This is a genomic window from Pseudomonas sp. S150, assembly GCF_004526365.1.
GTDB classification, from domain to species: Bacteria; Pseudomonadota; Gammaproteobacteria; order Pseudomonadales; family Pseudomonadaceae; genus Aquipseudomonas; species Aquipseudomonas putida_A.
The window spans coordinates 5,775,617-5,797,291 of sequence record NZ_CP038207.1; the positions used below are offsets into that span (position 1 = coordinate 5,775,617).

Annotated in this window: 14 protein-coding genes, 2 tRNA genes and 3 rRNA genes; 2 read left to right on the forward strand and 17 right to left on the reverse strand. The window is 56.6% G+C overall.

The annotated features are described in order from the left end of the window. Window positions 1-199: 199 nt before the first annotated feature. The 14 genes from E3Z29_RS26795 to E3Z29_RS26865 all read right to left on the reverse strand — a co-directional run bounded on the left by E3Z29_RS26795 (window position 200) and on the right by E3Z29_RS26865 (window position 15,635). Complete coding sequence (locus E3Z29_RS26795) at window positions 200-2,503, reverse strand: PqiB family protein (protein ID WP_134787333.1); 2,304 nt, start codon at window positions 2,501-2,503, stop codon at window positions 200-202. Further along, complete coding sequence (locus tag E3Z29_RS26800; RefSeq protein ID WP_027612260.1) at window positions 2,496-3,119, reverse strand: paraquat-inducible protein A; 624 nt, start codon at window positions 3,117-3,119, stop codon at window positions 2,496-2,498. Before E3Z29_RS26800 ends, E3Z29_RS26795 begins: the two co-directional genes overlap by 8 nt. Beyond that, complete coding sequence (locus E3Z29_RS26805) at window positions 3,106-3,765, reverse strand: paraquat-inducible protein A (protein ID WP_095136780.1); 660 nt, start codon at window positions 3,763-3,765, stop codon at window positions 3,106-3,108. The genes E3Z29_RS26800 and E3Z29_RS26805 overlap by 14 nt, the downstream gene beginning before the upstream one ends. A gap of 150 nt (window positions 3,766-3,915) precedes the next feature. Beyond that, window positions 3,916-4,031 (reverse strand): 5S ribosomal RNA (gene rrf / locus E3Z29_RS26810). Window positions 4,032-4,185: 154 nt separating this feature from the next. Next, window positions 4,186-7,063: ribosomal RNA gene (locus E3Z29_RS26815) — 23S ribosomal RNA — on the reverse strand. A 247-nt stretch (window positions 7,064-7,310) separates the two neighbouring features. Further along, a tRNA-Ala gene (locus tag E3Z29_RS26820) sits at window positions 7,311-7,386 on the reverse strand. A gap of 29 nt (window positions 7,387-7,415) precedes the next feature. Continuing rightward, window positions 7,416-7,492: transfer RNA gene (locus E3Z29_RS26825), tRNA-Ile, on the reverse strand. Window positions 7,493-7,573: 81 nt separating this feature from the next. After that, window positions 7,574-9,106: ribosomal RNA gene (locus E3Z29_RS26830) — 16S ribosomal RNA — on the reverse strand. The 16S, 23S and 5S rRNA genes sit together here with 2 tRNA genes alongside, the layout of an rRNA operon. A gap of 553 nt (window positions 9,107-9,659) precedes the next feature. After that, window positions 9,660-10,271 carry a protein-methionine-sulfoxide reductase heme-binding subunit MsrQ gene (msrQ, locus tag E3Z29_RS26840; RefSeq protein ID WP_134787334.1) on the reverse strand — a complete coding sequence of 204 codons (612 nt, stop codon included), beginning with the start codon at window positions 10,269-10,271 and terminating at the stop codon, window positions 9,660-9,662. Continuing rightward, window positions 10,271-11,284, reverse strand: coding sequence for a protein-methionine-sulfoxide reductase catalytic subunit MsrP (gene msrP, locus E3Z29_RS26845; protein WP_134787335.1), 1,014 nt, complete (start codon window positions 11,282-11,284; stop codon window positions 10,271-10,273). Before msrP ends, msrQ begins: the two co-directional genes overlap by 1 nt. A 63-nt stretch (window positions 11,285-11,347) precedes the next feature. Further along, window positions 11,348-12,205: a CDP-diacylglycerol--serine O-phosphatidyltransferase gene (gene pssA / locus E3Z29_RS26850; RefSeq protein ID WP_027614080.1), complete on the reverse strand. Its 858-nt coding sequence runs from the start codon at window positions 12,203-12,205 to the stop codon at window positions 11,348-11,350. A 146-nt stretch (window positions 12,206-12,351) separates the two neighbouring features. Beyond that, a complete protein-coding gene (gene ilvC, locus E3Z29_RS26855) occupies window positions 12,352-13,368 on the reverse strand; it encodes a ketol-acid reductoisomerase (protein ID WP_007959661.1) in 1,017 nt (338 codons plus the stop codon). Between the two features lie 48 nt (window positions 13,369-13,416). Continuing rightward, on the reverse strand, window positions 13,417-13,908 hold the full coding sequence (gene ilvN, locus E3Z29_RS26860) for an acetolactate synthase small subunit (protein WP_003205610.1): 492 nt from the start codon (window positions 13,906-13,908) through the stop codon (window positions 13,417-13,419). 2 nt (window positions 13,909-13,910) lie between these two features. Continuing rightward, window positions 13,911-15,635, reverse strand: a complete 1,725-nt coding sequence (locus tag E3Z29_RS26865) for an acetolactate synthase 3 large subunit (RefSeq protein WP_027614081.1) — start codon at window positions 15,633-15,635, stop codon at window positions 13,911-13,913. Between the two features lie 399 nt (window positions 15,636-16,034). Here E3Z29_RS26865 and E3Z29_RS26870 point away from each other — a divergent pair, with 399 nt between their 5' ends. Further along, window positions 16,035-16,451: a DUF4124 domain-containing protein gene (locus tag E3Z29_RS26870; RefSeq protein WP_095140088.1), complete on the forward strand. Its 417-nt coding sequence runs from the start codon at window positions 16,035-16,037 to the stop codon at window positions 16,449-16,451. Window positions 16,452-16,560: 109 nt separating this feature from the next. Here E3Z29_RS26870 and E3Z29_RS26875 read toward each other — a convergent pair whose 3' ends face one another. The 3 genes from E3Z29_RS26875 to mrcB are packed head-to-tail and all read right to left on the reverse strand — an operon-like array spanning window position 16,561 to window position 19,992. Continuing rightward, window positions 16,561-16,896, reverse strand: coding sequence for a YqcC family protein (locus tag E3Z29_RS26875; protein ID WP_134787336.1), 336 nt, complete (start codon window positions 16,894-16,896; stop codon window positions 16,561-16,563). Beyond that, window positions 16,896-17,651 carry a hypothetical protein gene (locus E3Z29_RS26880; protein ID WP_134787337.1) on the reverse strand — a complete coding sequence of 252 codons (756 nt, stop codon included), beginning with the start codon at window positions 17,649-17,651 and terminating at the stop codon, window positions 16,896-16,898. The genes E3Z29_RS26875 and E3Z29_RS26880 overlap by 1 nt, the downstream gene beginning before the upstream one ends. Window positions 17,652-17,667: 16 nt before the next feature. Continuing rightward, entirely contained in the window at window positions 17,668-19,992 is a 2,325-nt protein-coding gene (gene mrcB, locus E3Z29_RS26885; protein WP_097089183.1) for a penicillin-binding protein 1B, read from the reverse strand. A gap of 116 nt (window positions 19,993-20,108) precedes the next feature. On the opposite strand from mrcB, the gene E3Z29_RS26890 reads away from it, so the two are divergent. After that, complete coding sequence (locus E3Z29_RS26890) at window positions 20,109-21,665, forward strand: bifunctional aminoglycoside phosphotransferase/ATP-binding protein (RefSeq protein ID WP_134787338.1); 1,557 nt, start codon at window positions 20,109-20,111, stop codon at window positions 21,663-21,665. Window positions 21,666-21,675 lie beyond the last annotated feature (10 nt).

Consider the following 21,675-nt stretch of genomic DNA (forward strand, 5'->3'; position numbering starts at 1 on the left):
AACCAAAAAGGGCCGCGATCTGTTGGGATCGCGGCCCTTTTTTATGGCTTTGGGTTTGTGCTGATTAGGAGGACCTCATCGCTGGCAAGCCAGCTCCCACAGGTTTTTGCGTTGAATACACATTCTGTATACGACACAAACCCTGTGGGAGCGGGCTTGCCCGCGAAGGCGTCCTTCCAGACGCCACATCAATGGCGGGTTATTTACCGAGCGAAATCTTCGGCGCCCAGGTCAGCCACTCATCCTCGAACTTGTCGAACAACGGGAACGTCTGCTCAGGCCGTGCCGGGGTGCCCATGCGCTCACCGTCCGGCGTAGCGAAGGCGATACCACCCTGAATCGCCGTCTCCAGCGACTCCGTGCGCACCGTCAGACCATTGAACAAGCCGATGTCGAAACCAACGCCGCTGGTGTTCCAGAATCGGCTGCCACTGCGCACCAACGGCGCGTATTTCGGCTCGATCAAAATATGCACCAACACCCGGTCAGCCGTCTGGCCCAGTTCATAACCGGTGACCTTGCCCACGGTGATTTCGCGGTAGGTCACGGGTACGCCCGGTTTCAGCGAGCCACGGCGCGCGGCGCTCAACACCAGACTCAAGCCAGCCTCCTGCTTGCTCACTTCCGGCGGACTGGCCAGCGCAACGAAGTTCTTCTGCGGGCCGAGATTTTTCGCCGCCGGCTGCACTTCCACATATTGCCCGGTGACCAGGGTTTCCAGGTTCTGGGTCTTGATCAGTCCCAACTCCGGCTTGACCACCCAGAACTGACTGCCGACCCGCGCAATGCGCTCCGGTACTTCGGTGATCCGCGCGGTAATCATCACGGCTTGCAAATCGTCAGTCAGATCGACGTCTTCAATCTTGCCGACATCCAGCCCTTTGAAACGAATCGGTGTGCCCGGACGCAAACCATCGGCGCGGTCGACCTTGATCGTGACCAAAGTGCCTTTCTGGTTGGCCTCGTCATGGTTGGCGAACAGACGGAAGCGCGGAATACGCTTTTGCAGCGGCGCTTTGGCTTGCGGCGTTTCGAAAGCGATACCGCCGGCCATCAATGTCTGCAACGACTCGCTCTTCACTTGAATACCACCCGTAAGACCACCGGTGAGGGTGATGCCGCTGACATTCCAGAAGCGTGTCGATGCGTTGACCAGGTTTTCGTATTCCTTCTCGATATGCACGCCGATGACGATTTGTTTTTTGGTCTTGGAGAACTGATAGCTCTGTACCGAACCGACCTTGACCTGTTTGTACAGAATCGGACTGCCGACTTCGATCGAACCCAGAACATCGGTGAACAGCACCAGATGCAGACCCGGCGAACGCAGATCCAGCGGCGGCGCTTTTGGCCGCGCCTCGAATTCGCGTTTCGGCGCGGCACCTTTGTCGCCCGGACGCACGGCAATGTAGTTACCTTTCACCAACGCTTCGAGTCCGGTGATACCGGCCAGGGAAATCGACGGTTTGACCACCCAGAACTGCGTGCCTTCGACCAGATAGTCTTCGGCCAGAGGATCCAGCGTCAGCTCGGCCGTGGCGCTGTTCAGATCCGGATCGATTTTCAACGCTTTCATGTTGCCGACCTGAATGCCTTTGTACATCACCGGCGTACGGCCGGCCTGCAAGCCTTCGAAGTCACTGAGTTTGACCTTGACCCGAATACCGGCAGCGGCGGCGTCGAAGTCCTCATAGAGACGGAACGGCAGGCTTGGATCGGTGGGCGGACTGTCCTTGCGATTCTCCGGAGTGGCGAAGGCAATACCGCCGGCGACGATGCTCGCCAGGGATTCACTGCGTACCTTCACCCCGGACAGGTTGGCGTCGATGCTGATGCCGCTGGCATTCCAGAAACGTGTATGTTTGCGCACCAGTTTGGCGTAGGTCGGCTCGATGAACACTTTGAGCTCAACGGTGCTCTGGTCTTCAGACAGCACGTAGCTTTTGATCTGACCGACCTTGATCTGCTTGTAGAACACCGGACTGCCGCGGTTCAGCGAACCAAGGCGATCGGCCTTGATCGTCAGGTGCAGGCCGGGCTTGGAGTCCGATAGCGGCGGCTCTTCGGCCAGCGCCTTGAACTTGCGGGTCGGCTCGCCTTCACCGGGACTGATGGCCACGTAGTTACCTGAAACCAGGGTTTCCAGACCGGTGATGCCGGCCAGGGTCACGCTCGGTTTCACCAGCCAGAAGCGGGTGCTGGTCTTGAGGTATTGCTCGACGTCCTTGTTCATCTCGACGGTGGCAATCACCCCTTTGGAATTACCCTCGTCATCAAGTTTGAGCGTCTTCACCTTACCCACCGGCATGCCCTTGTAGACCACTTCGGTCTTGTTGGCCTGGATGCCTTCACCGCTTTCGAAACGCACCTGAATCTCGATGCCGGTTTCGTTATAGGCACGCCAGCCGAGCCAGCCACCGATGATCAGGGCAATCAGAGGCAGTACCCAAATGGCAGACCAGTTGGAGGCCGGTCGGGTTTTCGCTACAGGCAAATCAGTCATGGTCGTCGTCCGACTCCGTGTTATCCCAAATCAGTCGGGGATCGAAAGTTACTGCGGCAAGCATCGTCAGAATCACCACACTGGCGAAGGCGATGGCGCCAAGGTTGGCTTCGACACTGGCAAGCCGGCCGAAGTTGACGACCGCCACCAGAATGGCGATCACAAAGATGTCGAGCATCGACCAACGACCGATGAACTCGATGAAGCGGTACATCCAGATCCGCTGCCGCGCGGACAACGGCTGACGCCGCTGCACCGAAAACAGCAGCAGTGCGATGCCCACCAGTTTGAAGGTCGGCACCAGAATACTGGCGATGAACACCACGGCGGCAATCGGGATCATGCCGTGCTGCACCAACTGGATCACGCCGGACATGATGGTGCTCGGGTCGCCCTGCCCCAGCGAACTGACCGTCATGATCGGCAACACATTGGCCGGGATGTAGATAATCGCAGCCGTGATCAGCAGGGCCCAGGTTCGGGCCAGACTGTTCGGACGACGAGCGTGAACCAGCGCACCGCAGCGGGTGCAGGTCTGCTCGTCGGTGTCCGCATCCCGTTTGTTCAATTCATGGCATTCGGTACAGATCAGAATGCCCGCATCAATCGCCCGCATGGGCATCCTCTCCTGATAACGCCTGCCAGATCTGATGCGGTGACATCACCACTTCCAGCCAGACCTGAACCAACAACAAACCGATGAAACACGCCAGACCGAGGCCGACGGTGATGGCCGCCATGTCCGCCAGTTTGACGATCGCCACGAGGACGCCCATGAGGTAGACCTCGAGCATTCCCCAGTCTTTGAGGTGGTGATAAATGCGGTAGAGCAATAAGCCGTAACTGCGTCCGACGTTGAATCGAATCGTCAGCAAAACGAATAACTGGCACAGCAACTTCAGCAACGGAATAGCCATACTGCACAGGAATACAACGATCGAAACGCCCTGCATGTCCGTATTGAACAAGCCGAGCACGCCGCTCCAGACCGTATCCTGCGAAGATTGTCCGAGGATATTGAGTTGCATGATGGGTAAAAAGTTTGCCGGGATATACAGCAATAATGCTGCGATCACCAAGGCAAGGCTGCGCTGCACCACATTATGGCGATGGGCGTACAACTCGTAACCGCAGCGCGGGCAGAGTGCTTTCTCGCCATGGGCAAGCTTGGGCTTGCGCATCAGCAGGTCGCACTCATGACAGGCCACCAAGTCTTCCAGCGGTAAATCTGACAGCCCTTGGGCGTCAACCGGATTTGACATAAAGGCTCTGGCTCCGAAGAAGATGGGGGTTATTCTAGTGTTCTGATTCGAAAATAACTGTGCAAAATTGTTCGCTGCCTAAGTAAAAATACTTTCCTGCGGGCAAAACAAAACCCCAACTGCTTTCGCAATTGGGGTTTCGGAATTTAATCTTGACGATGACCTACTCTCACATGGGGAAACCCCACACTACCATCGGCGATGCATCGTTTCACTTCTGAGTTCGGGATGGGATCAGGTGGTTCCAACGCTCTATGGTCGTCAAGAAATTCGGGTACTGACTCGTGACCGGCTGGCCTCGCTTCAGCAAATCGGGTATGTGATACAGGTGTTTTGTGAGCATCGCGAACTTTCGGTTCATTGCGTCTTCACACACCGCAATCTGGTCTCTTTCGAGCATTCAGATTGCTTGGGTGTTATATGGTCAAGCCTCACGGGCAATTAGTATTGGTTAGCTCAACGCCTCACAGCGCTTACACACCCAACCTATCAACGTCGTAGTCTTCGACGGCCCTTCAGGGAACTCAAGGTTCCAGTGAGATCTCATCTTGAGGCAAGTTTCCCGCTTAGATGCTTTCAGCGGTTATCTTTCCCGAACATAGCTACCCGGCAATGCCACTGGCGTGACAACCGGAACACCAGAGGTTCGTCCACTCCGGTCCTCTCGTACTAGGAGCAGCCCCTCTCAAATCTCAAACGTCCACGGCAGATAGGGACCGAACTGTCTCACGACGTTCTAAACCCAGCTCGCGTACCACTTTAAATGGCGAACAGCCATACCCTTGGGACCGGCTTCAGCCCCAGGATGTGATGAGCCGACATCGAGGTGCCAAACACCGCCGTCGATATGAACTCTTGGGCGGTATCAGCCTGTTATCCCCGGAGTACCTTTTATCCGTTGAGCGATGGCCCTTCCATACAGAACCACCGGATCACTAAGACCTACTTTCGTACCTGCTCGACGTGTCTGTCTCGCAGTCAAGCGCGCTTTTGCCTTTACTCTACGACCGATTTCCGACCGGTCTGAGCGCACCTTCGTACTCCTCCGTTACTCTTTAGGAGGAGACCGCCCCAGTCAAACTACCCACCATACACTGTCCTCGATCCGGATAACGGACCTGAGTTAGAACCTCAAAGTTGCCAGGGTGGTATTTCAAGGATGGCTCCACGCGAACTGGCGTCCACGCTTCAAAGCCTCCCACCTATCCTACACAAGCAAATTCAAAGTCCAGTGCAAAGCTATAGTAAAGGTTCACGGGGTCTTTCCGTCTAGCCGCGGATACACTGCATCTTCACAGCGATTTCAATTTCACTGAGTCTCGGGTGGAGACAGCGCCGCCATCGTTACGCCATTCGTGCAGGTCGGAACTTACCCGACAAGGAATTTCGCTACCTTAGGACCGTTATAGTTACGGCCGCCGTTTACCGGGGCTTCGATCAAGAGCTTCGCGTTAGCTAACCCCATCAATTAACCTTCCGGCACCGGGCAGGCGTCACACCCTATACGTCCACTTTCGTGTTTGCAGAGTGCTGTGTTTTAATAAACAGTCGCAGCGGCCTGGTATCTTCGACCGGCATGAGCTTACGGAGCAAGTCCTTCACCCTCACCGGCGCACCTTCTCCCGAAGTTACGGTGCCATTTTGCCTAGTTCCTTCACCGAGTTCTCTCAAGCGCCTTGGTATTCTCTACCCAACCACCTGTGTCGGTTTGGGGTACGGTTCCTGGTTATCTGAAGCTTAGAAGCTTTTCTTGGAAGCATGGCATCAACCACTTCGTCACCTAAAAGGTAACTCGTCATCAGCTCTCGGCCTTAAGATCCCGGATTTACCTAAGATCTCAGCCTACCACCTAAACTTGGACAACCAACGCCAAGCTGGCCTAGCCTTCTCCCTCCATCGCAATAACCAGAAGTACAGGAATATTAACCTGTTTTCCATCGACTACGCTTTTCAGCCTCGCCTTAGGGACCGACTAACCCTGCGTCGATTAACGTTGCGCAGGAAACCTTGGTCTTTCGGCGTGGGTGTTTTTCACAACCCATTGTCGTTACTCATGTCAGCATTCGCACTTCTGATACCTCCAGCAAGCTTCTCAACTCACCTTCACAGGCTTACAACGCTCCTCTACCGCATCACTTGCGTGATACCCGTAGCTTCGGTGTATGGTTTGAGCCCCGTTACATCTTCCGCGCAGGCCGACTCGATAGTGAGCTATTACGCTTTCTTTAAAGGGTGGCTGCTTCTAAGCCAACCTCCTAGCTGTCTAAGCCTTCCCCATCGTTTCCCACTTAACCATAACTTTGGGACCTTAGCTGACGGTCTGGGTTGTTTCCCTTTTCACGACGGACGTTAGCACCCGCCGGTGTCTCCCATGCTCGGCACTTGTAGGTATTCGGAGGTTGCATCGGTTTGGTAAGTCGGGTGACCCCCTAGCCGAAACAGTGCTCTACCCCCTACAGTGATACATGAGGCGCTACCTAAATAGCTTTCGAGGAGAACCAGCTATCTCCGAGCTTGATTAGCCTTTCACTCCGATCCACAGGTCATCCGCTAACTTTTCAACGGTAGTCGGTTCGGTCCTCCAGTCAGTGTTACCTAACCTTCAACCTGCCCATGGATAGATCGCCCGGTTTCGGGTCTATTCCCAGCGACTAGACGCCCTATTAAGACTCGCTTTCGCTACGCCTCCCCTATTCGGTTAAGCTCGCCACTGAAAATAAGTCGCTGACCCATTATACAAAAGGTACGCAGTCACCCAACAAAGTGGGCTCCCACTGCTTGTACGCATACGGTTTCAGGATCTATTTCACTCCCCTCTCCGGGGTTCTTTTCGCCTTTCCCTCACGGTACTAGTTCACTATCGGTCAGTCAGTAGTATTTAGCCTTGGAGGATGGTCCCCCCATATTCAGACAAAGTTTCTCGTGCTCCGTCCTACTCGATTTCATGACTAAGAGACTTTCGCGTACAGGGCTATCACCCACTATGGCCGCACTTTCCAGAGCGTTCCGCTAATCTCAAAGCCACTTAAGGGCTAGTCCCCGTTCGCTCGCCACTACTAAGGGAATCTCGGTTGATTTCTTTTCCTCAGGGTACTTAGATGTTTCAGTTCCCCTGGTTCGCCTCTTGCACCTATGTATTCAGTACAAGATAACCATCTTATGATGGCTGGGTTCCCCCATTCAGACATCTCCGGATCAAAGTCTGTTTGCCGACTCCCCGAAGCTTTTCGCAGGCTACCACGTCTTTCATCGCCTCTGACTGCCAAGGCATCCACCGTATGCGCTTCTTCACTTGACCATATAACCCCAAGCAATCTGGTTATACTGTGAAGACGACATTCGCCGAAAATTCGCAAAACTCTTAAGAGTCACTCACAAATTTTACCTTAGCCTGATCCGTTACCAGTGAAAGTAACGTTCAGTCTATCTTTCTATCACATACCCAAATTTTTAAAGAACGATCTAATCAAAAGACTAGAAATCAGCATTCACCATCACAGCGATGGAATGCTCATTTCTAAGCTTTCAAACTTCAGAAGCAGTGGTGGTGGAGCCAAGCGGGATCGAACCGCTGACCTCCTGCGTGCAAGGCAGGCGCTCTCCCAGCTGAGCTATGGCCCCGTATTTCTACAGGTTTCCCACACAAAAATTGGTGGGTCTGGGCAGATTCGAACTGCCGACCTCACCCTTATCAGGGGTGCGCTCTAACCAACTGAGCTACAGACCCAATTTCGGGCTGCTTCTATCGTCTTCTTCAATGAATCAAGCAATTCGTGTGGGAACTTATGGAGCAGCTGATGTCGTCGATTAAGGAGGTGATCCAGCCGCAGGTTCCCCTACGGCTACCTTGTTACGACTTCACCCCAGTCATGAATCACACCGTGGTAACCGTCCTCCCGAAGGTTAGACTAGCTACTTCTGGTGCAACCCACTCCCATGGTGTGACGGGCGGTGTGTACAAGGCCCGGGAACGTATTCACCGCGACATTCTGATTCGCGATTACTAGCGATTCCGACTTCACGCAGTCGAGTTGCAGACTGCGATCCGGACTACGATCGGTTTTGTGGGATTAGCTCCACCTCGCGGCTTGGCAACCCTCTGTACCGACCATTGTAGCACGTGTGTAGCCCAGGCCGTAAGGGCCATGATGACTTGACGTCATCCCCACCTTCCTCCGGTTTGTCACCGGCAGTCTCCTTAGAGTGCCCACCATAACGTGCTGGTAACTAAGGACAAGGGTTGCGCTCGTTACGGGACTTAACCCATCTCACGACACGAGCTGACGACAGCCATGCAGCACCTGTCTCAATGTTCCCGAAGGCACCAATCCATCTCTGGAAAGTTCATTGGATGTCAAGGCCTGGTAAGGTTCTTCGCGTTGCTTCGAATTAAACCACATGCTCCACCGCTTGTGCGGGCCCCCGTCAATTCATTTGAGTTTTAACCTTGCGGCCGTACTCCCCAGGCGGTCAACTTAATGCGTTAGCTGCGCCACTAAGAGCTCAAGGCTCCCAACGGCTAGTTGACATCGTTTACGGCGTGGACTACCAGGGTATCTAATCCTGTTTGCTCCCCACGCTTTCGCACCTCAGTGTCAGTATCAGTCCAGGTGGTCGCCTTCGCCACTGGTGTTCCTTCCTATATCTACGCATTTCACCGCTACACAGGAAATTCCACCACCCTCTACCATACTCTAGCTTGCCAGTTTTGGATGCAGTTCCCAGGTTGAGCCCGGGATTTCACATCCAACTTAACAAACCACCTACGCGCGCTTTACGCCCAGTAATTCCGATTAACGCTTGCACCCTCTGTATTACCGCGGCTGCTGGCACAGAGTTAGCCGGTGCTTATTCTGTCGGTAACGTCAAAATTGCAGAGTATTAATCTACAACCCTTCCTCCCAACTTAAAGTGCTTTACAATCCGAAGACCTTCTTCACACACGCGGCATGGCTGGATCAGGCTTTCGCCCATTGTCCAATATTCCCCACTGCTGCCTCCCGTAGGAGTCTGGACCGTGTCTCAGTTCCAGTGTGACTGATCATCCTCTCAGACCAGTTACGGATCGTCGCCTTGGTGAGCCATTACCTCACCAACTAGCTAATCCGACCTAGGCTCATCTGATAGCGCAAGGCCCGAAGGTCCCCTGCTTTCTCCCGTAGGACGTATGCGGTATTAGCGTTCCTTTCGAAACGTTGTCCCCCACTACCAGGCAGATTCCTAGGCATTACTCACCCGTCCGCCGCTGAATCCAGGAGCAAGCTCCTTTCATCCGCTCGACTTGCATGTGTTAGGCCTGCCGCCAGCGTTCAATCTGAGCCATGATCAAACTCTTCAGTTCAAACATCTTTGGGTTTTTAAGAAACCCTAAACTTGGCTCAGCAATCGTTGGTTACATCTTTGATTTCTCGCGGAGTAACTTGTGATGCTGATAATCTTGTTGACTATCAGTCTGACTCCACAAGCACCCACACGAATTGCTTGATTCAGTTGTTAAAGAGCGGTTGGTTAAGATCTTTCGTCTCAACCGAGACGCGCATTCTACAGCAGCCTCATTTGCTGTCAAGTGATTATTTTCAGAAGTTTTCGAAGATTTCTTCAACAACTTCAACCACTTGCGCTTCCGATCTCTCGTTAGCGGGAGGCGAATTCTACAGCGTTACACGCTGCTGTCAACACCTCTTTTTCTCCGCTTTCGACCGAGAAGATCGAACCGTCAAAAGAGCCAAACATCACCGCTCTTTCAACTCCTTCCAGGCTTCGATGAACTGAAGCAAGTCGCTGTCGAAAACTGCGTAACTCATTGAATCTCAAGGAGTTTTCCGTTTCGACTGCGCCGGAAGTGGGGCGAATTATAGACCTCCTGAATCTGCCGTCAACCGTTAATTTCAGTTTTATTGCAAAACCTGCTTTTTAGCCAATAAACGCGGGATTCGACGGGCAACGGCAGGCACACGCAGCAGTAAAAGCACTGCACCTATAAAGGCATAGATCGCCCACTCCTTGAGATCAGCACGCACGATCCACAACATATGAAGCAATCCCAGCCCCAGAATCACGTAGACCAACCGATGCAGTTTCTTCCAGCGCACACCTAAACGACGCTGGCTGTAGCGATTAGAGGTTACTGCCAACGCCAACAACCCGAGAAAACCCAGTGTGCCGACAATAATGTATGGCCGCTTACGCAACTCCACGCCCAACTGCGACCAGTCGAAGCCGAGGATAAACGCCATATAGCTGAACAAATGCAGACCCACATAGGCAAAACACCAAAGTCCCAACTGACGGCGCACAGCAATCCAGCCCGCCCACCCCGTCAATTTCTGCAACGGCGTCATGCTCAAAGTGATCAGCAGCAATACCAGCGTCCCCAGCCCCAATCGATCAACCAGGACTTTGCCAGGATCCGGCCCGAGCAAATCGGCGAACGCCTGATAAAACCAAAGCAATGGCCAAATCGCCGCAGCGATAAAAACGCCTACACGCCAGAACGGATATCGCATCAGTAGTTCTTCCGCAGATCGAGCCCTGTATATAAAGAAGCGACTTCATCCGCATAGCCGTTGAACATCTGTGTATCACGCACATTCGGCTTGAACAGACTGTTCGGCAGACGCCGCTCCCGTGCCTGAGTCCAGCGCGGATGATCAACCGTCGGATTCACGTTGGCATAAAACCCGTATTCATCTGCCGCGATGCTCTGCCAAGTGGTCTTGGGCTGCTCGCTGACCAGACTGATCCGCACAATGGACTTCACACTCTTGAAGCCGTACTTCCACGGCACCACCAGACGCAGCGGCGCACCGTTCTGATTCGGCAACTCGCGGCCATACATGCCTACCGCCAGAATCGCCAAGGGATTCATCGCCTCATCCAGGCGCAAGCCTTCTACATAAGGCCAATCGATCAGGGCGAACCCCGAACGCTGGCCTGGCATGCTTTTGGGATCCTGCAGAGTCTCAAAGCGAATGTACTTGGCGTTGGAGGTGGGTTCGACCTGTTTGAGCAGCGCAGAGATCGGAAAGCCGATCCACGGGATGACCATCGACCACGCCTCAACACAGCGAAGGCGATAGATACGCTCCTCCAACTGGTACGGCTTCATGAAGTCCTCCAGCGCGTAACGCCCTGGCTTACCCACCTCCCCATCGACGACAACGCTCCACGGCTCGGTTTTCAGCGAACCGGCATTGGCCGCCGGATCACCCTTGTCGGTACCGAACTCATAGAAGTTGTTGTAATGGGTCGCGTCTTTATAAGGCGTGATCGCCTCGTCCTTGGCGTTGACGGCGCCCCACTTGGTAGAAGGAAGCTTCTCGGCAAACCAGGCAGGCGTCTTGCCCGGCTCGACATCGGCATAACGCGCCGCATCCCCGGCACTGGCCCAACGCGGCAGGCTGCTCACGGCGATACCGGCCGCGGTAGCTCCGAGCAATTGGCGACGAGAAAGATAAATGGATTCAGGCGTGACATCCGACTCATGGCAGTCGGACGCTTTGGGGATTTTGATCAGCATGGCAACTCCGCAGCTTTGGAGGACAGATGCACCCATAGACTGCGGAGTATGCGGGAAATTACATCATTCGGCGTTTTTGTGACGACGAAGACGCAACAGGTATTGCACAGGACCGGAAGCGGCGTAACCGAGGAACACCAGCAGTAGAATTCGCGGTGGATCGCTGAACACCACGGCGAACACCAGCACCACGGCGAGGATCGCCACGAACGGCACGCGCCCCTTCAAGTCCAGCTCCTTGAAGCTGTTGTACTTGATGTTGCTGACCATCAACATGCCGGCAGCCGCCACCATCAAGGCGACCAGGAACGACATCTTCGAACCCTGAATGCCGTAATCGCTGAACGCCCAGACGATGCCTGCGACCACGCCGGCAGCTGCCGGGCTGGCCAGGCCGATGAAGTATCGCTTGTCAGCCGTACCGACCTGGGTATTGAAACGCGCCAGACGCAATGCCGCGCCGGCTACATAGATGAAGGCGACCATCCAGCCGACCTTGCCCATGTCGCCCAATGCCCAGCCAAAGGCCAGCAGCGCCGGCGCTACACCGAACGCGACCATGTCCGACAACGAGTCATACTCGGCGCCGAAGGCACTTTGCGTATTGGTCATGCGCGCTACACGGCCATCAAGACCATCGAGCACCATGGCCACAAAAATCGCGATCGCGGCGAAGGCGAAATACTTGCTCGCATTCGCAGAGTCACCGGCGCTCAAGGCAGCCTGGGCACTCATCGAGTTGATGATGGAATAAAACCCTGCGAACAGGTTCGCAGTGGTGAACAGATTCGGCAGCAGATAGATACCACGATGCCGGACTTTACGACCTTCTGCGTCGTGCCCTTCCTCGACATGTTCATCGATGGGCAGCAGGCTTTCGGCGTCAGAAGCCTGGTTCGGCTCTTCGGGACGTTCGCTCATGGACATTACCTTGCAACGGTTTGGAAAGTTTCGACAGGTGCCTGTGACGACGGTTCGGCCACAAACGATGCAGCTTTATACCAGAACCATCGGTTTCAAACGAAAAAACGCGGCCGAGGCCGCGTTTTTCGTACAAGGATGACGACTTAGTTTTTGGCTTTGTCGACGATCTTGTTGGCACCGATCCACGGCATCATGGAGCGCAGTTGCTCGCCGATGATTTCGATACCGTGAGCGGCGTTGTTACGACGCTTGGCGGTCATCGAAGGGTAGCCGGTCGCGCCTTCGCTGATGAACATTTTGGCGTATTCGCCGTCCTGAATACGTTTCAGGGCGTTGCGCATGGCCTGACGGGATTCGGCGTTGATCACTTCCGGGCCGGTCACGTACTCGCCGTATTCAGCGTTGTTGGAGATCGAGTAGTTCATGTTGGCGATACCGCCTTCGTACATGAGGTCAACGATCAGCTTCAGTTCGTGCAGGCACTCGAAGTAGGCCATTTCCGGCGCGTAGCCAGCTTCAACCAGAGTTTCGAAACCGGCTTTCACCAGCTCAACGGTACCGCCGCACAGTACGGCTTGTTCGCCGAACAGGTCGGTTTCGGTCTCGTCCTTGAAGGTGGTTTCGATGATGCCGGTACGACCGCCACCCACGCCAGCTGCGTAGGACAGTGCAACGTTTTTGGCGTTGCCCGAAGCGTCCTGGTAGATCGCGATCAGGTCAGGGATACCGCCGCCCTTCACGAACTCGGAACGCACGGTGTGACCCGGCGCTTTCGGCGCGATCATGATCACGTCGAGGTCGGCACGCGGAACAACCTGGTTGTAGTGGATCGCGAAACCGTGGGAGAAGGCCAGGGTGGCGCCTTTCTTGATGTTCGGCTCGATTTCGTTCTTGTACAGCTGGGACTGGAATTCGTCCGGGGTCAGGATCATGACCAGGTCGGCGCCGGCAACAGCGGCGGCCACGTCGGTCACTTTCAGGCCGTGAGCTTCGGCTTTGGCAACGGTAGCCGAACCTTTACGCAGACCGACGGTTACGTCGACACCGGAATCTTTCAGGTTGCACGCTTGGGCGTGGCCCTGGGAACCGTAACCGATGATGGCAACTTTCTTGCCCTGGATGATCGACAGGTCGCAGTCTTTATCGTAGAAAACTTTCATGAATTTCCCCTATATATCCAGGCCGTTCAGGCCATTCGCTAATTTGGTTTAGATGCTGAGTACTTTGTCGCCGCGGGCAATGCCGGTCACGCCGCTACGGACGGTTTCCAGAATCGATGCGGTGCCGATGGACTGAATGAAGCTGTCGAGCTTGTCGCTGGTACCGGTCAGTTGAACGGTATACACGCTGGCGCTGACGTCGACGATCTGTCCACGGTAAATATCGGTGGTGCGTTTGATCTCGGCGCGCTGGGCGCCAGTGGCCTTGACCTTGACCAGCATCAGCTCGCGCTCGATGTGAGCGCTTTCCGACAGGTCCACCAGCTTGACCACTTCGATCAGCTTGTTCAGGTTTTTGGTGATCTGCTCGATGATTTCATCGTGGCCAACAGTGGTCAGCGTCAGACGCGACAGAGTCGGGTCTTCGGTTGGCGCCACCGTCAGGCTTTCAATGTTGTAGTTGCGCTGCGAGAACAGGCCGACTACGCGAGACAAAGCGCCGGGTTCGTTTTCCAGAAGCAGGGAAATAATGTGCCGCATGATTAAGTACGCTCCGTCTTGCTCAGCCACATATCGCGCATGGAGCCGTCTTTGATCTGCATCGGATAGACGTGCTCGCTGGTATCGACCGAAATATCGATCACCACCAGACGATCTTTCATGGCGAACGCCTCTTCCATCTTCGACTTCAAGTCTTTCGAATCGGTGATGCGCACGCCGACGTGACCGTAGGCCTCAGCCAGTTTGACGAAGTCAGGCAGCGACTCCATATAAGAGTGCGAGTGGCGGCTGCCATAGCTCATGTCCTGCCACTGACGAACCATCCCCAGAACACCGTTGTTCAGGATGACGATTTTCACCGGCAAGCCATATTGCAGGCAGGTCGACAGCTCCTGGATGTTCATCTGGATGCTGCCTTCACCGGTGACGCAGGCAACGTCGTCATCCGGGAAGCTCAACTTGATGCCCATGGCCGCCGGGAAACCGAAGCCCATGGTGCCCAGACCACCGGAGTTGATCCAGCGGTTCGGCTTGTTGAACGTGTAGTACTGCGCCGCGAACATCTGGTGCTGGCCCACGTCGGAAGTGATGAAGGCATCGCCTTTGGTCACTTCGCACAGGGTCTCGATCACGGTCTGTGGCTTGATCAGGCTGCCGTCGCCCTTTTCATATGGGAACAGGCCGCGATCACCGCGCCACTCATCGACTTGCTTCCACCAACTGGCAACGGACTCCTTGTTCGGGGTCTCGCCGATTTCCTTGAGGATCGCGACCATTTCGGTCAGGACGCTCTCCACCGGGCCAACGATTGGCACGTCGGCCTTGATGGTCTTGGAGATCGAAGCCGGGTCGATGTCGATGTGGATGATCTTGGCGTTCGGGCAGAACTTCGCCGCGCCGTTGATCACACGGTCATCGAAACGCGCGCCGACAGCCAGGATCACGTCGGCATGGTGCATCGCCAGGTTGGCGGTGTAGCTGCCGTGCATGCCGAGCATGCCGATGAACTGCCGGTCGGTGCCAGGGAAACCGCCCAGGCCCATCAAGGTGTTGGTCACTGGCAGGTTGAGCATTTTCGCCAGTTCGGTCAGCGGTGCGGAACCGTTGCCGAGGATCACGCCGCCACCGGAATAGAGCACTGGGCGTTTGGCTGCCAGGAGCATTTCTGCCGCCTTGCGGATTTGCCCGGAGTGACCGCGGACGGCCGGGCTGTAGGAACGCAGCTTGGCTTTTTTCGGGAAAATGTATTCGAACTTCTCGGCCGGGTTGGTCATGTCTTTCGGGATATCGACCACGACCGGGCCCGGACGACCGGACTGCGCCAGGTAGAAGGCCTTCTTCATGACTTCCGGGATTTCCGAGGCGTGCTTGATCATGAAGCTGTGCTTCACGATCGGCCGGGAGATACCGATCATGTCGGTTTCCTGGAACGCGTCGGTGCCGACCATGGTGCTTGGCACCTGACCGGAAATGATCACCATTGGAATCGAATCCATATAGGCGGTGGCGATACCGGTGATGGCGTTTGTGGCGCCAGGACCTGATGTCACCAATACCACGCCGGCTTTACCGGTGGCACGGGCGTAACCGTCAGCCATATGGGTGGCCGCTTGTTCGTGACGAACCAGGATGTGGGTCACTTCCGGTTCTTTGAACAGGGCATCGTAAACATGAAGAAGAGCACCACCCGGGTACCCGTAGATATATTTGACGCCTTCGTCACGCAAGAAGCGGACGAGCATCTCACCGCCAGATAAAAGCTCCACGTTGTTCACCTCTAAAACGCCAGAATACCGTCCACACAAAAGGGGCGGGTCTTAATAGGTTTACTTCTCGGCAGAGCATGAGCGACGGTGGTCGCCGACTACGTCAGCACTGACTGAGCAAGTATTGGGATCGTCCCAAGTGTTGCGGGCCTTTCCCACCCAGCGCGAGGTAACGCGTTGCGGGTGTAACAGGTCGACGCGGATATGCGCCTCATGATCTACCGAGTGGGTCTGCTTCTGGCAGTCCCTCTACAGCGGACTTTGGATTCTTCTGTTTCGCCCTCTCCAAGTCAAGCCGTCAATGTGCTTAATTGTGGGTAAGCACATGAGAACGCAAGAAAAAACCTGAAAACAGCTACTCTGTTAGCGTCAATTGCGCAATTTTGCCAAGGAATCAGCATGCGAACGCTTCTGTTAACTCTGCTGATCGGCCTCAGCCCCTGGTGCTCGGCCGCTCAAATCTACAAATGGGTAGATGCCCAGGGCGTCACGCACTTCGATGCGCAGCCACCGCAAGGGCTGCCGGCGACGACTGTGCAGACGCCCTCCTCGCCCCCACCGAAACCTGCCGCCATGCCTGGCAGCGGTGCGCTGGGCGATCAGAAAGCCATCGACGACAAGGTGAAGAAACAGGTGGCGGAGCAGCAGGCGCAGCTCAAGGCATTTTGCGAACAGGCACGGACGAACCTGGCGCAATTGCAGAACAATCCGCGGTTGAGGGAGGAAGTGGAAGGACAATTACGGCGGCTGGATGATGCGCAGCGGCAGGAGCGCATTGTCGAAGCGCAGAAGCAGATTGCGCAGAACTGCGAATAGTCACCTGTAGGAGCTGTCGCAGGCTCGGGCCGCGATCGCACGATCTTTTGATCTTTGAAAGCAAGATCAAAAGATCGCAGCCTGCGGCAGCTCCTACAGGGGATCGGCTCTAGCGGGAAGCGGTGATCAGCAGGTCAAACTCTTTGAGCAGCACCTGCAGCTGTCGATCCTTGCCCTGCAGATTGCGCTGGGCGAAGACCATTTCAGCCATTTCCTGAATGCCCGAGGCGTTGGGCAACGACAGATCCTGCTCAAGGATCATTTTCATCCGTGGCAGGAAGATCCATTGCAGCCATTGCTCGAAATCCAGCGTGTCGACCGAAAACGGCTCCACACTGCTCAAAGCCTCGGCGGACGGCTGGACCTCGTCCCACCAACCCTGCGTGCGCAGTTCGCGCTCGATCAGCAGCAACTGATCGGCGATTTTCGGGAAACGGGAATCCATCACAGCGAAACCTTGGCCTTCTGACGAGCCAGCGCTGCGCCGGCGGAATCGCCTTGTTTCTCACGGGACTGCGCGATGATTTCCCATAGGTTGGCCTGCAAGTCCGGACGACCGTTGGCCATGGTCAGTGCACGACGGGCGAACTGCTCGGCCTGTGGCGCATCACCTTGAGCCATGCGTACTTGCGCCAGACGATAGAGCACTTGCGGTTCACGCGGGGCAACGCGTTGAGCACGCTCCAGGCTGGAAGACGCACCGTTGAGGTCGCCAACAGCCTGCTGCTGTTGCGCAGTGGTCAGCAAGGCGAGCACCGGGCCATCCAGTTGCTCGTCCGCCGACAGACCACCGCCACTGCTGGCCGAAGGAATGCCGCTTGGCGTCGAAGGCATGCTGTAGCTGCCGGAGTTGATCGGTGCCGATTCGACCGGCGACGGGTTGTACGGCCCCGCGGTGATACCGCCGGAAGCCGGGCCCGGAACGATCGGCGAGGAGCTGATCGGTGCCGATGTCGTGGCGCCACCACCCGGCACCATCACCACCACGCCGGTATCGCCTTGCGGGATGGCCTGGGATTGCGCCTGGCCCTGGACTGGGCGTTTGACCGTCGTCTTGCGGAAACCGCCGTTGGCCGACAGCCGTTCGCTGTTGGATACGGCTGTGCCGGAGTCCACCACCGGGATCGAACCACGCTGCACGGTAGAGCAGCCGCTGAGCAAAGCCACGGCAGTCACCGCTGGAATCAACCACTTGTTCACTTGAAACCCTCTTTGCTTAATTCATCCAGCCCTTGACCCAATCCATCACCGACTCCGGGGAGGCAGGCGTTTCGCTTGCACACGCGGCGCCGGGTGGCGGTTCGCTGCCGCGAATATACGGCATCTGCACCGCCCCCGGACAGTTGGCATCGGAGCCTTGCCCGGTACGCGAATCGACCCACGCCTGCACAATGTTGTCCGGCTGTGGCATGTCCAGCGGCAGCGGATCGGCTTTGCGCATGAAACTGGTCCACACCTGCAGCGCACCGGTCGCCCCGGTGAACGGGGTCTTGCCGTTGTCGTCGCGCCCCAGCCAGACCACCGCCAGCAGATCCTGACTGAAACCGGCGAACCAGCTGTCACGCGAATCGTTACTGGTACCGGTCTTGCCGGCCAGCGTCAGGGTCTTGGGCAGCACGTTATAAACCGAGCTGCCGGTACCTTCACGCATCACACGCTGCATGGCGTTCTGGATCAGGTAGATGGACGCCGGATCGAAACGCTGCTCGATCTGGAACGGATAACGCTTGAGTGGTTCGCCATCGGCGGTCAGCACACTGCGAATCCCGCGCATCGGCGTATTGAAACCACCGTTGGCGAGGGTCTGATACATGGTCGCCACTTCGATCGGGGTCATGCCGCCAGCCCCGAGCAGCATCGACGGGAACGCCGGGAATTCCCGGGTCACGCCCAGACGCGCAAGGGTCTTGAGCACATTCGGCACACCGACTTCCAGACCCAGGCGCGAGGTCGACAGGTTGTACGAATGCGCCAGCCCTTGATAGAGGAAGACTGTGCCGTGGGAGCGACGGTCGTAGTTCTGTGGCTTCCACACCTGGCCGTCCGCGCCTTTGATCGACAGCGGATCATCCGAAAGCCAACTGGTCAGCGTGTAACGGCTCGGTTTTTCCAGTGCGGTCAGATACACCGCTGGCTTGACCAGGGAACCGATCGGCCGCACGGCGTCCAGCGCCCGGTTGAAACCGGCGTAACTGGCCTGACGACTACCGATCATCGCCTGCACTTCGCCGGTTTCCGGGTTGGTCACGACCATCGCCGCTTCCACGTCATCGGAGCCCTTGCGTCCAGCCAGGCGTTTAAAGGTGTCATTCACCGACGCTTCGGCCTTCATCTGCAGAATCGGGTCGAAACTGGTGAAGATCCGCAAGCCTTCTTCGGTCAAGTCCTCATCGCGATAGTCTTCGCGCAACTGGCGTTTGACCAGATCGATAAAGCCCGGGAACGAGCTGTCGGCAAGCTTGCCGCGCGTGGTCACGCCCAAGGGCATTTTCTTCGCCGCTTCAACCTGTTCGGCAGTCGCCACGCCTTGCTGCTCAAGCACGTCGAGCACCAGGTTACGCCGCTCCAGCGCACGCTCGGGGTTGCGGCGCGGGTTGTAGTAGGACGGCCCTTTGACCATGCCGACCAGCAACGCTACCTGATGCAGCTTCAGCTCGGACAATGGCTGACCGAAGAAGAACTGACTGGCCAGACCAAAGCCGTGCACCGCACGCTGACCGTCCTGCCCGACGAAGACTTCGTTGAGGTAGGCCTCAAGAATTTCCTTCTTGTCGTAGTGCAGCTCCAGCAGCATCGCCATCATCGCTTCGGTGAGCTTGCGGCTGAGGCTGCGCTCGTTGGTGAGGTAGAAGTTTTTCACCAACTGCTGGGTCAGCGTACTGCCGCCCTGGGTCATCTTGCCGCCAGAGGTATTGACCCAGATGGCCCGGGCAATCGATTTCGGCGACACGCCCCAGTGGCTGTAATAGTCGCGGTCTTCCACCGCTACCAGGGTTTCCAGCAGGTACGGTGGCACCTGATCGAGCTTGATCAGGATGCGGTCTTCAAGGTTTTTCGGGTAAATGCCGCCGATCATCAGCGGCTCAAGCCGCACCACGGACAATTTACCGCCATTGAGCCCCGAGAGTTCGGCCACATAGTCGCCGGAGAAGCGCACGCGCACCGGCTGGGCTTTTTCCAGGCCTTCATAGAACTGGAAGCCACGAGTGTTCAGATCAACGGTATTGCCGTTGACGGCAGCAGCACCGGGGCCATTGCTCACGGCTTCGCGGCGATAGCCCAAGGCATCGAGCTCGGTGAGGAAATCGTCCTTGCTGAGCTTTTGTCCGACGAACAGCTCAAGCGGACGCGCGTATACCTTGGCCGGGATGGTCCAGCGCTTGCCGGAGAACTTCTCCTGCACCACGGCATCGAGGTAAACGGCGAAGCCGGCCAGCACCACAAGGCCGACCAGACTGAGTTTAATGGCCCAGCTCAACCATGGGCTGAGGCCCTTGGAGACTGGTTTTTTCTTGGTACGGGGGGATCGAGTTCGAGTCATGGCGGCGGATTATACGCACTTTATTCATACTCAACAGGAGCGCTCCGAGGTTTGCGTCAGGCTGGCGAGCGGCCATAATGGCGACCTCGAATTTCCCAGTCTCTGAAGGATCGCCCGTGAGCCAGTCCCTGATCGCTGCCCTGCAAAACCCGGCCCTCTACCCGCACCCCGTCGAAGGGTTCCAGGTCATCGAAACCCATATCTCGTGGGTGATCCTCACCGGCCCGTTTGCTTATAAAGTGAAGAAACCAGTGAATTTCGGCTTCCTCGACTTCACTGGCCTAGAGTCGCGCGCACATTTCTGCGCTGAAGAACTGCGTCTGAACCAGCGTCTGACCGACGATTTGTATCTGGACGTGTTGCCGGTGACCGGCAGCGTCGAGGCGCCACAACTGGGTGGCGACGGCCCGGTGATCGAATATGTGCTGAAGATGCGTCAATTCCCGCAGACCGGCCTGCTCAGCACCCTGCAGGCCAACGGTGAGCTGACCACTCAGCACATTGATGAAATGGCCGAGCAGATCGCCAAATTCCACCTCAGTGCGCCAAAAGTCCCGGCCGACCACGAGGCCGGTACCCCGGACAGCGTGATGGCCCCGGTGCGCCAGAACTTCGAGCAGATCCTGCCGTTCCTCAGCGACAAAAACGATCTGCTGCAACTCGAGGCCCTGCAAGCCTGGGCTGAGAGCAGCTTCGAACGCCTCAAACCACTGTTCGCCCAGCGCAAGGCCGAGGGTTTCACTCGCGAATGCCACGGTGACATCCACCTGGGCAACGCCACTGTCATCAATGGCAAAGTGGTGATCTTCGACTGCATCGAGTTCAACGAACCGTTCCGCTTCACTGACGTCTGGGCCGACACCGGTTTCCTGGCGATGGACCTGGAAGACCGTGGCCTGAAATCCCTGGCCCGCCGCTTCATCAGCCAGTACCTGGAGCTGACCGGCGACTATCAAGGCCTGGAAGTGCTGAACTTCTATAAAGCCTACCGCGCACTGGTTCGCGCCAAAGTTGCACTGTTCAGCATGCCGGCGGACGCCACCCCGGTGCAGCGCGCCACCACCCTGCGCCAGTACCGCAACTACGCCAACCTGGCGGAAAGCTACAGCACCATTCCTTCGCGCTTCATGGCCATCACCCACGGCGTATCGGCTGTCGGCAAGAGCCACGTGGCGATGCGTCTGGTCGAAGCGCTGGGCGCGATTCGCCTGCGTTCCGACGTCGAGCGCAAGCGCCTGTTCGGTGAGCAGACCGTAGCCAACGACGTGCAGGCGGGGATTTACAGTGCCGACGCCAGCGCCGCCACTTATGCCCGCCTGCATGAGATTGCCGGAGTGATCCTGCACGCCGGTTTCCCGGTAGTGATCGATGCGACCTACCTCAAGCGCGAGCAACGCGACAACGCCGCTCAAGTCGCCGAAGCCACCGGCACGCCGTTCCTGATCCTCGACTGCAACGCACCGCAAGCCGTGATCGAGAGCTGGCTGGCGATTCGTCAGGCAGACAAGAAGGATCCTTCCGACGCCACGCTAGCGGTAATCGAGGCCCAGCAGGCCAGCCGCGAAGCGCTGACGCCAGAAGAAATTCTGCGCAGCAAACGCGTACAGACCAATGAAAGCGGGACCCTCGACACCGTAGTGGCGCAGATCCGCCAGCGCCTGCCAGGCCTGTAAGAAACTATTT

What these genes read in the sequence shown, in the direction of transcription:
- E3Z29_RS26870 (WP_095140088.1), top strand. Translation starts at nt 16,035, where the DNA reads ATGCGAACGCTTCTGTTAACTCTGCTGATCGGCCTCAGCCCCTGGTGC.
- E3Z29_RS26805 (WP_095136780.1), bottom strand. Translation starts at nt 3,765, where the DNA reads ATGTCAAATCCGGTTGACGCCCAAGGGCTGTCAGATTTACCGCTGGAA.
- ilvC (WP_007959661.1), bottom strand. Translation starts at nt 13,368, where the DNA reads ATGAAAGTTTTCTACGATAAAGACTGCGACCTGTCGATCATCCAGGGC.
- ilvN (WP_003205610.1), bottom strand. Translation starts at nt 13,908, where the DNA reads ATGCGGCACATTATTTCCCTGCTTCTGGAAAACGAACCCGGCGCTTTG.
- msrP (WP_134787335.1), bottom strand. Translation starts at nt 11,284, where the DNA reads ATGCTGATCAAAATCCCCAAAGCGTCCGACTGCCATGAGTCGGATGTC.
- msrQ (WP_134787334.1), bottom strand. Translation starts at nt 10,271, where the DNA reads ATGCGATATCCGTTCTGGCGTGTAGGCGTTTTTATCGCTGCGGCGATT.
- pssA (WP_027614080.1), bottom strand. Translation starts at nt 12,205, where the DNA reads ATGAGCGAACGTCCCGAAGAGCCGAACCAGGCTTCTGACGCCGAAAGC.
- mrcB (WP_097089183.1), bottom strand. Translation starts at nt 19,992, where the DNA reads ATGACTCGAACTCGATCCCCCCGTACCAAGAAAAAACCAGTCTCCAAG.
- E3Z29_RS26800 (WP_027612260.1), bottom strand. Translation starts at nt 3,119, where the DNA reads ATGCGGGCGATTGATGCGGGCATTCTGATCTGTACCGAATGCCATGAA.
- E3Z29_RS26875 (WP_134787336.1), bottom strand. Translation starts at nt 16,896, where the DNA reads ATGGATTCCCGTTTCCCGAAAATCGCCGATCAGTTGCTGCTGATCGAG.
- E3Z29_RS26795 (WP_134787333.1), bottom strand. Translation starts at nt 2,503, where the DNA reads ATGACTGATTTGCCTGTAGCGAAAACCCGACCGGCCTCCAACTGGTCT.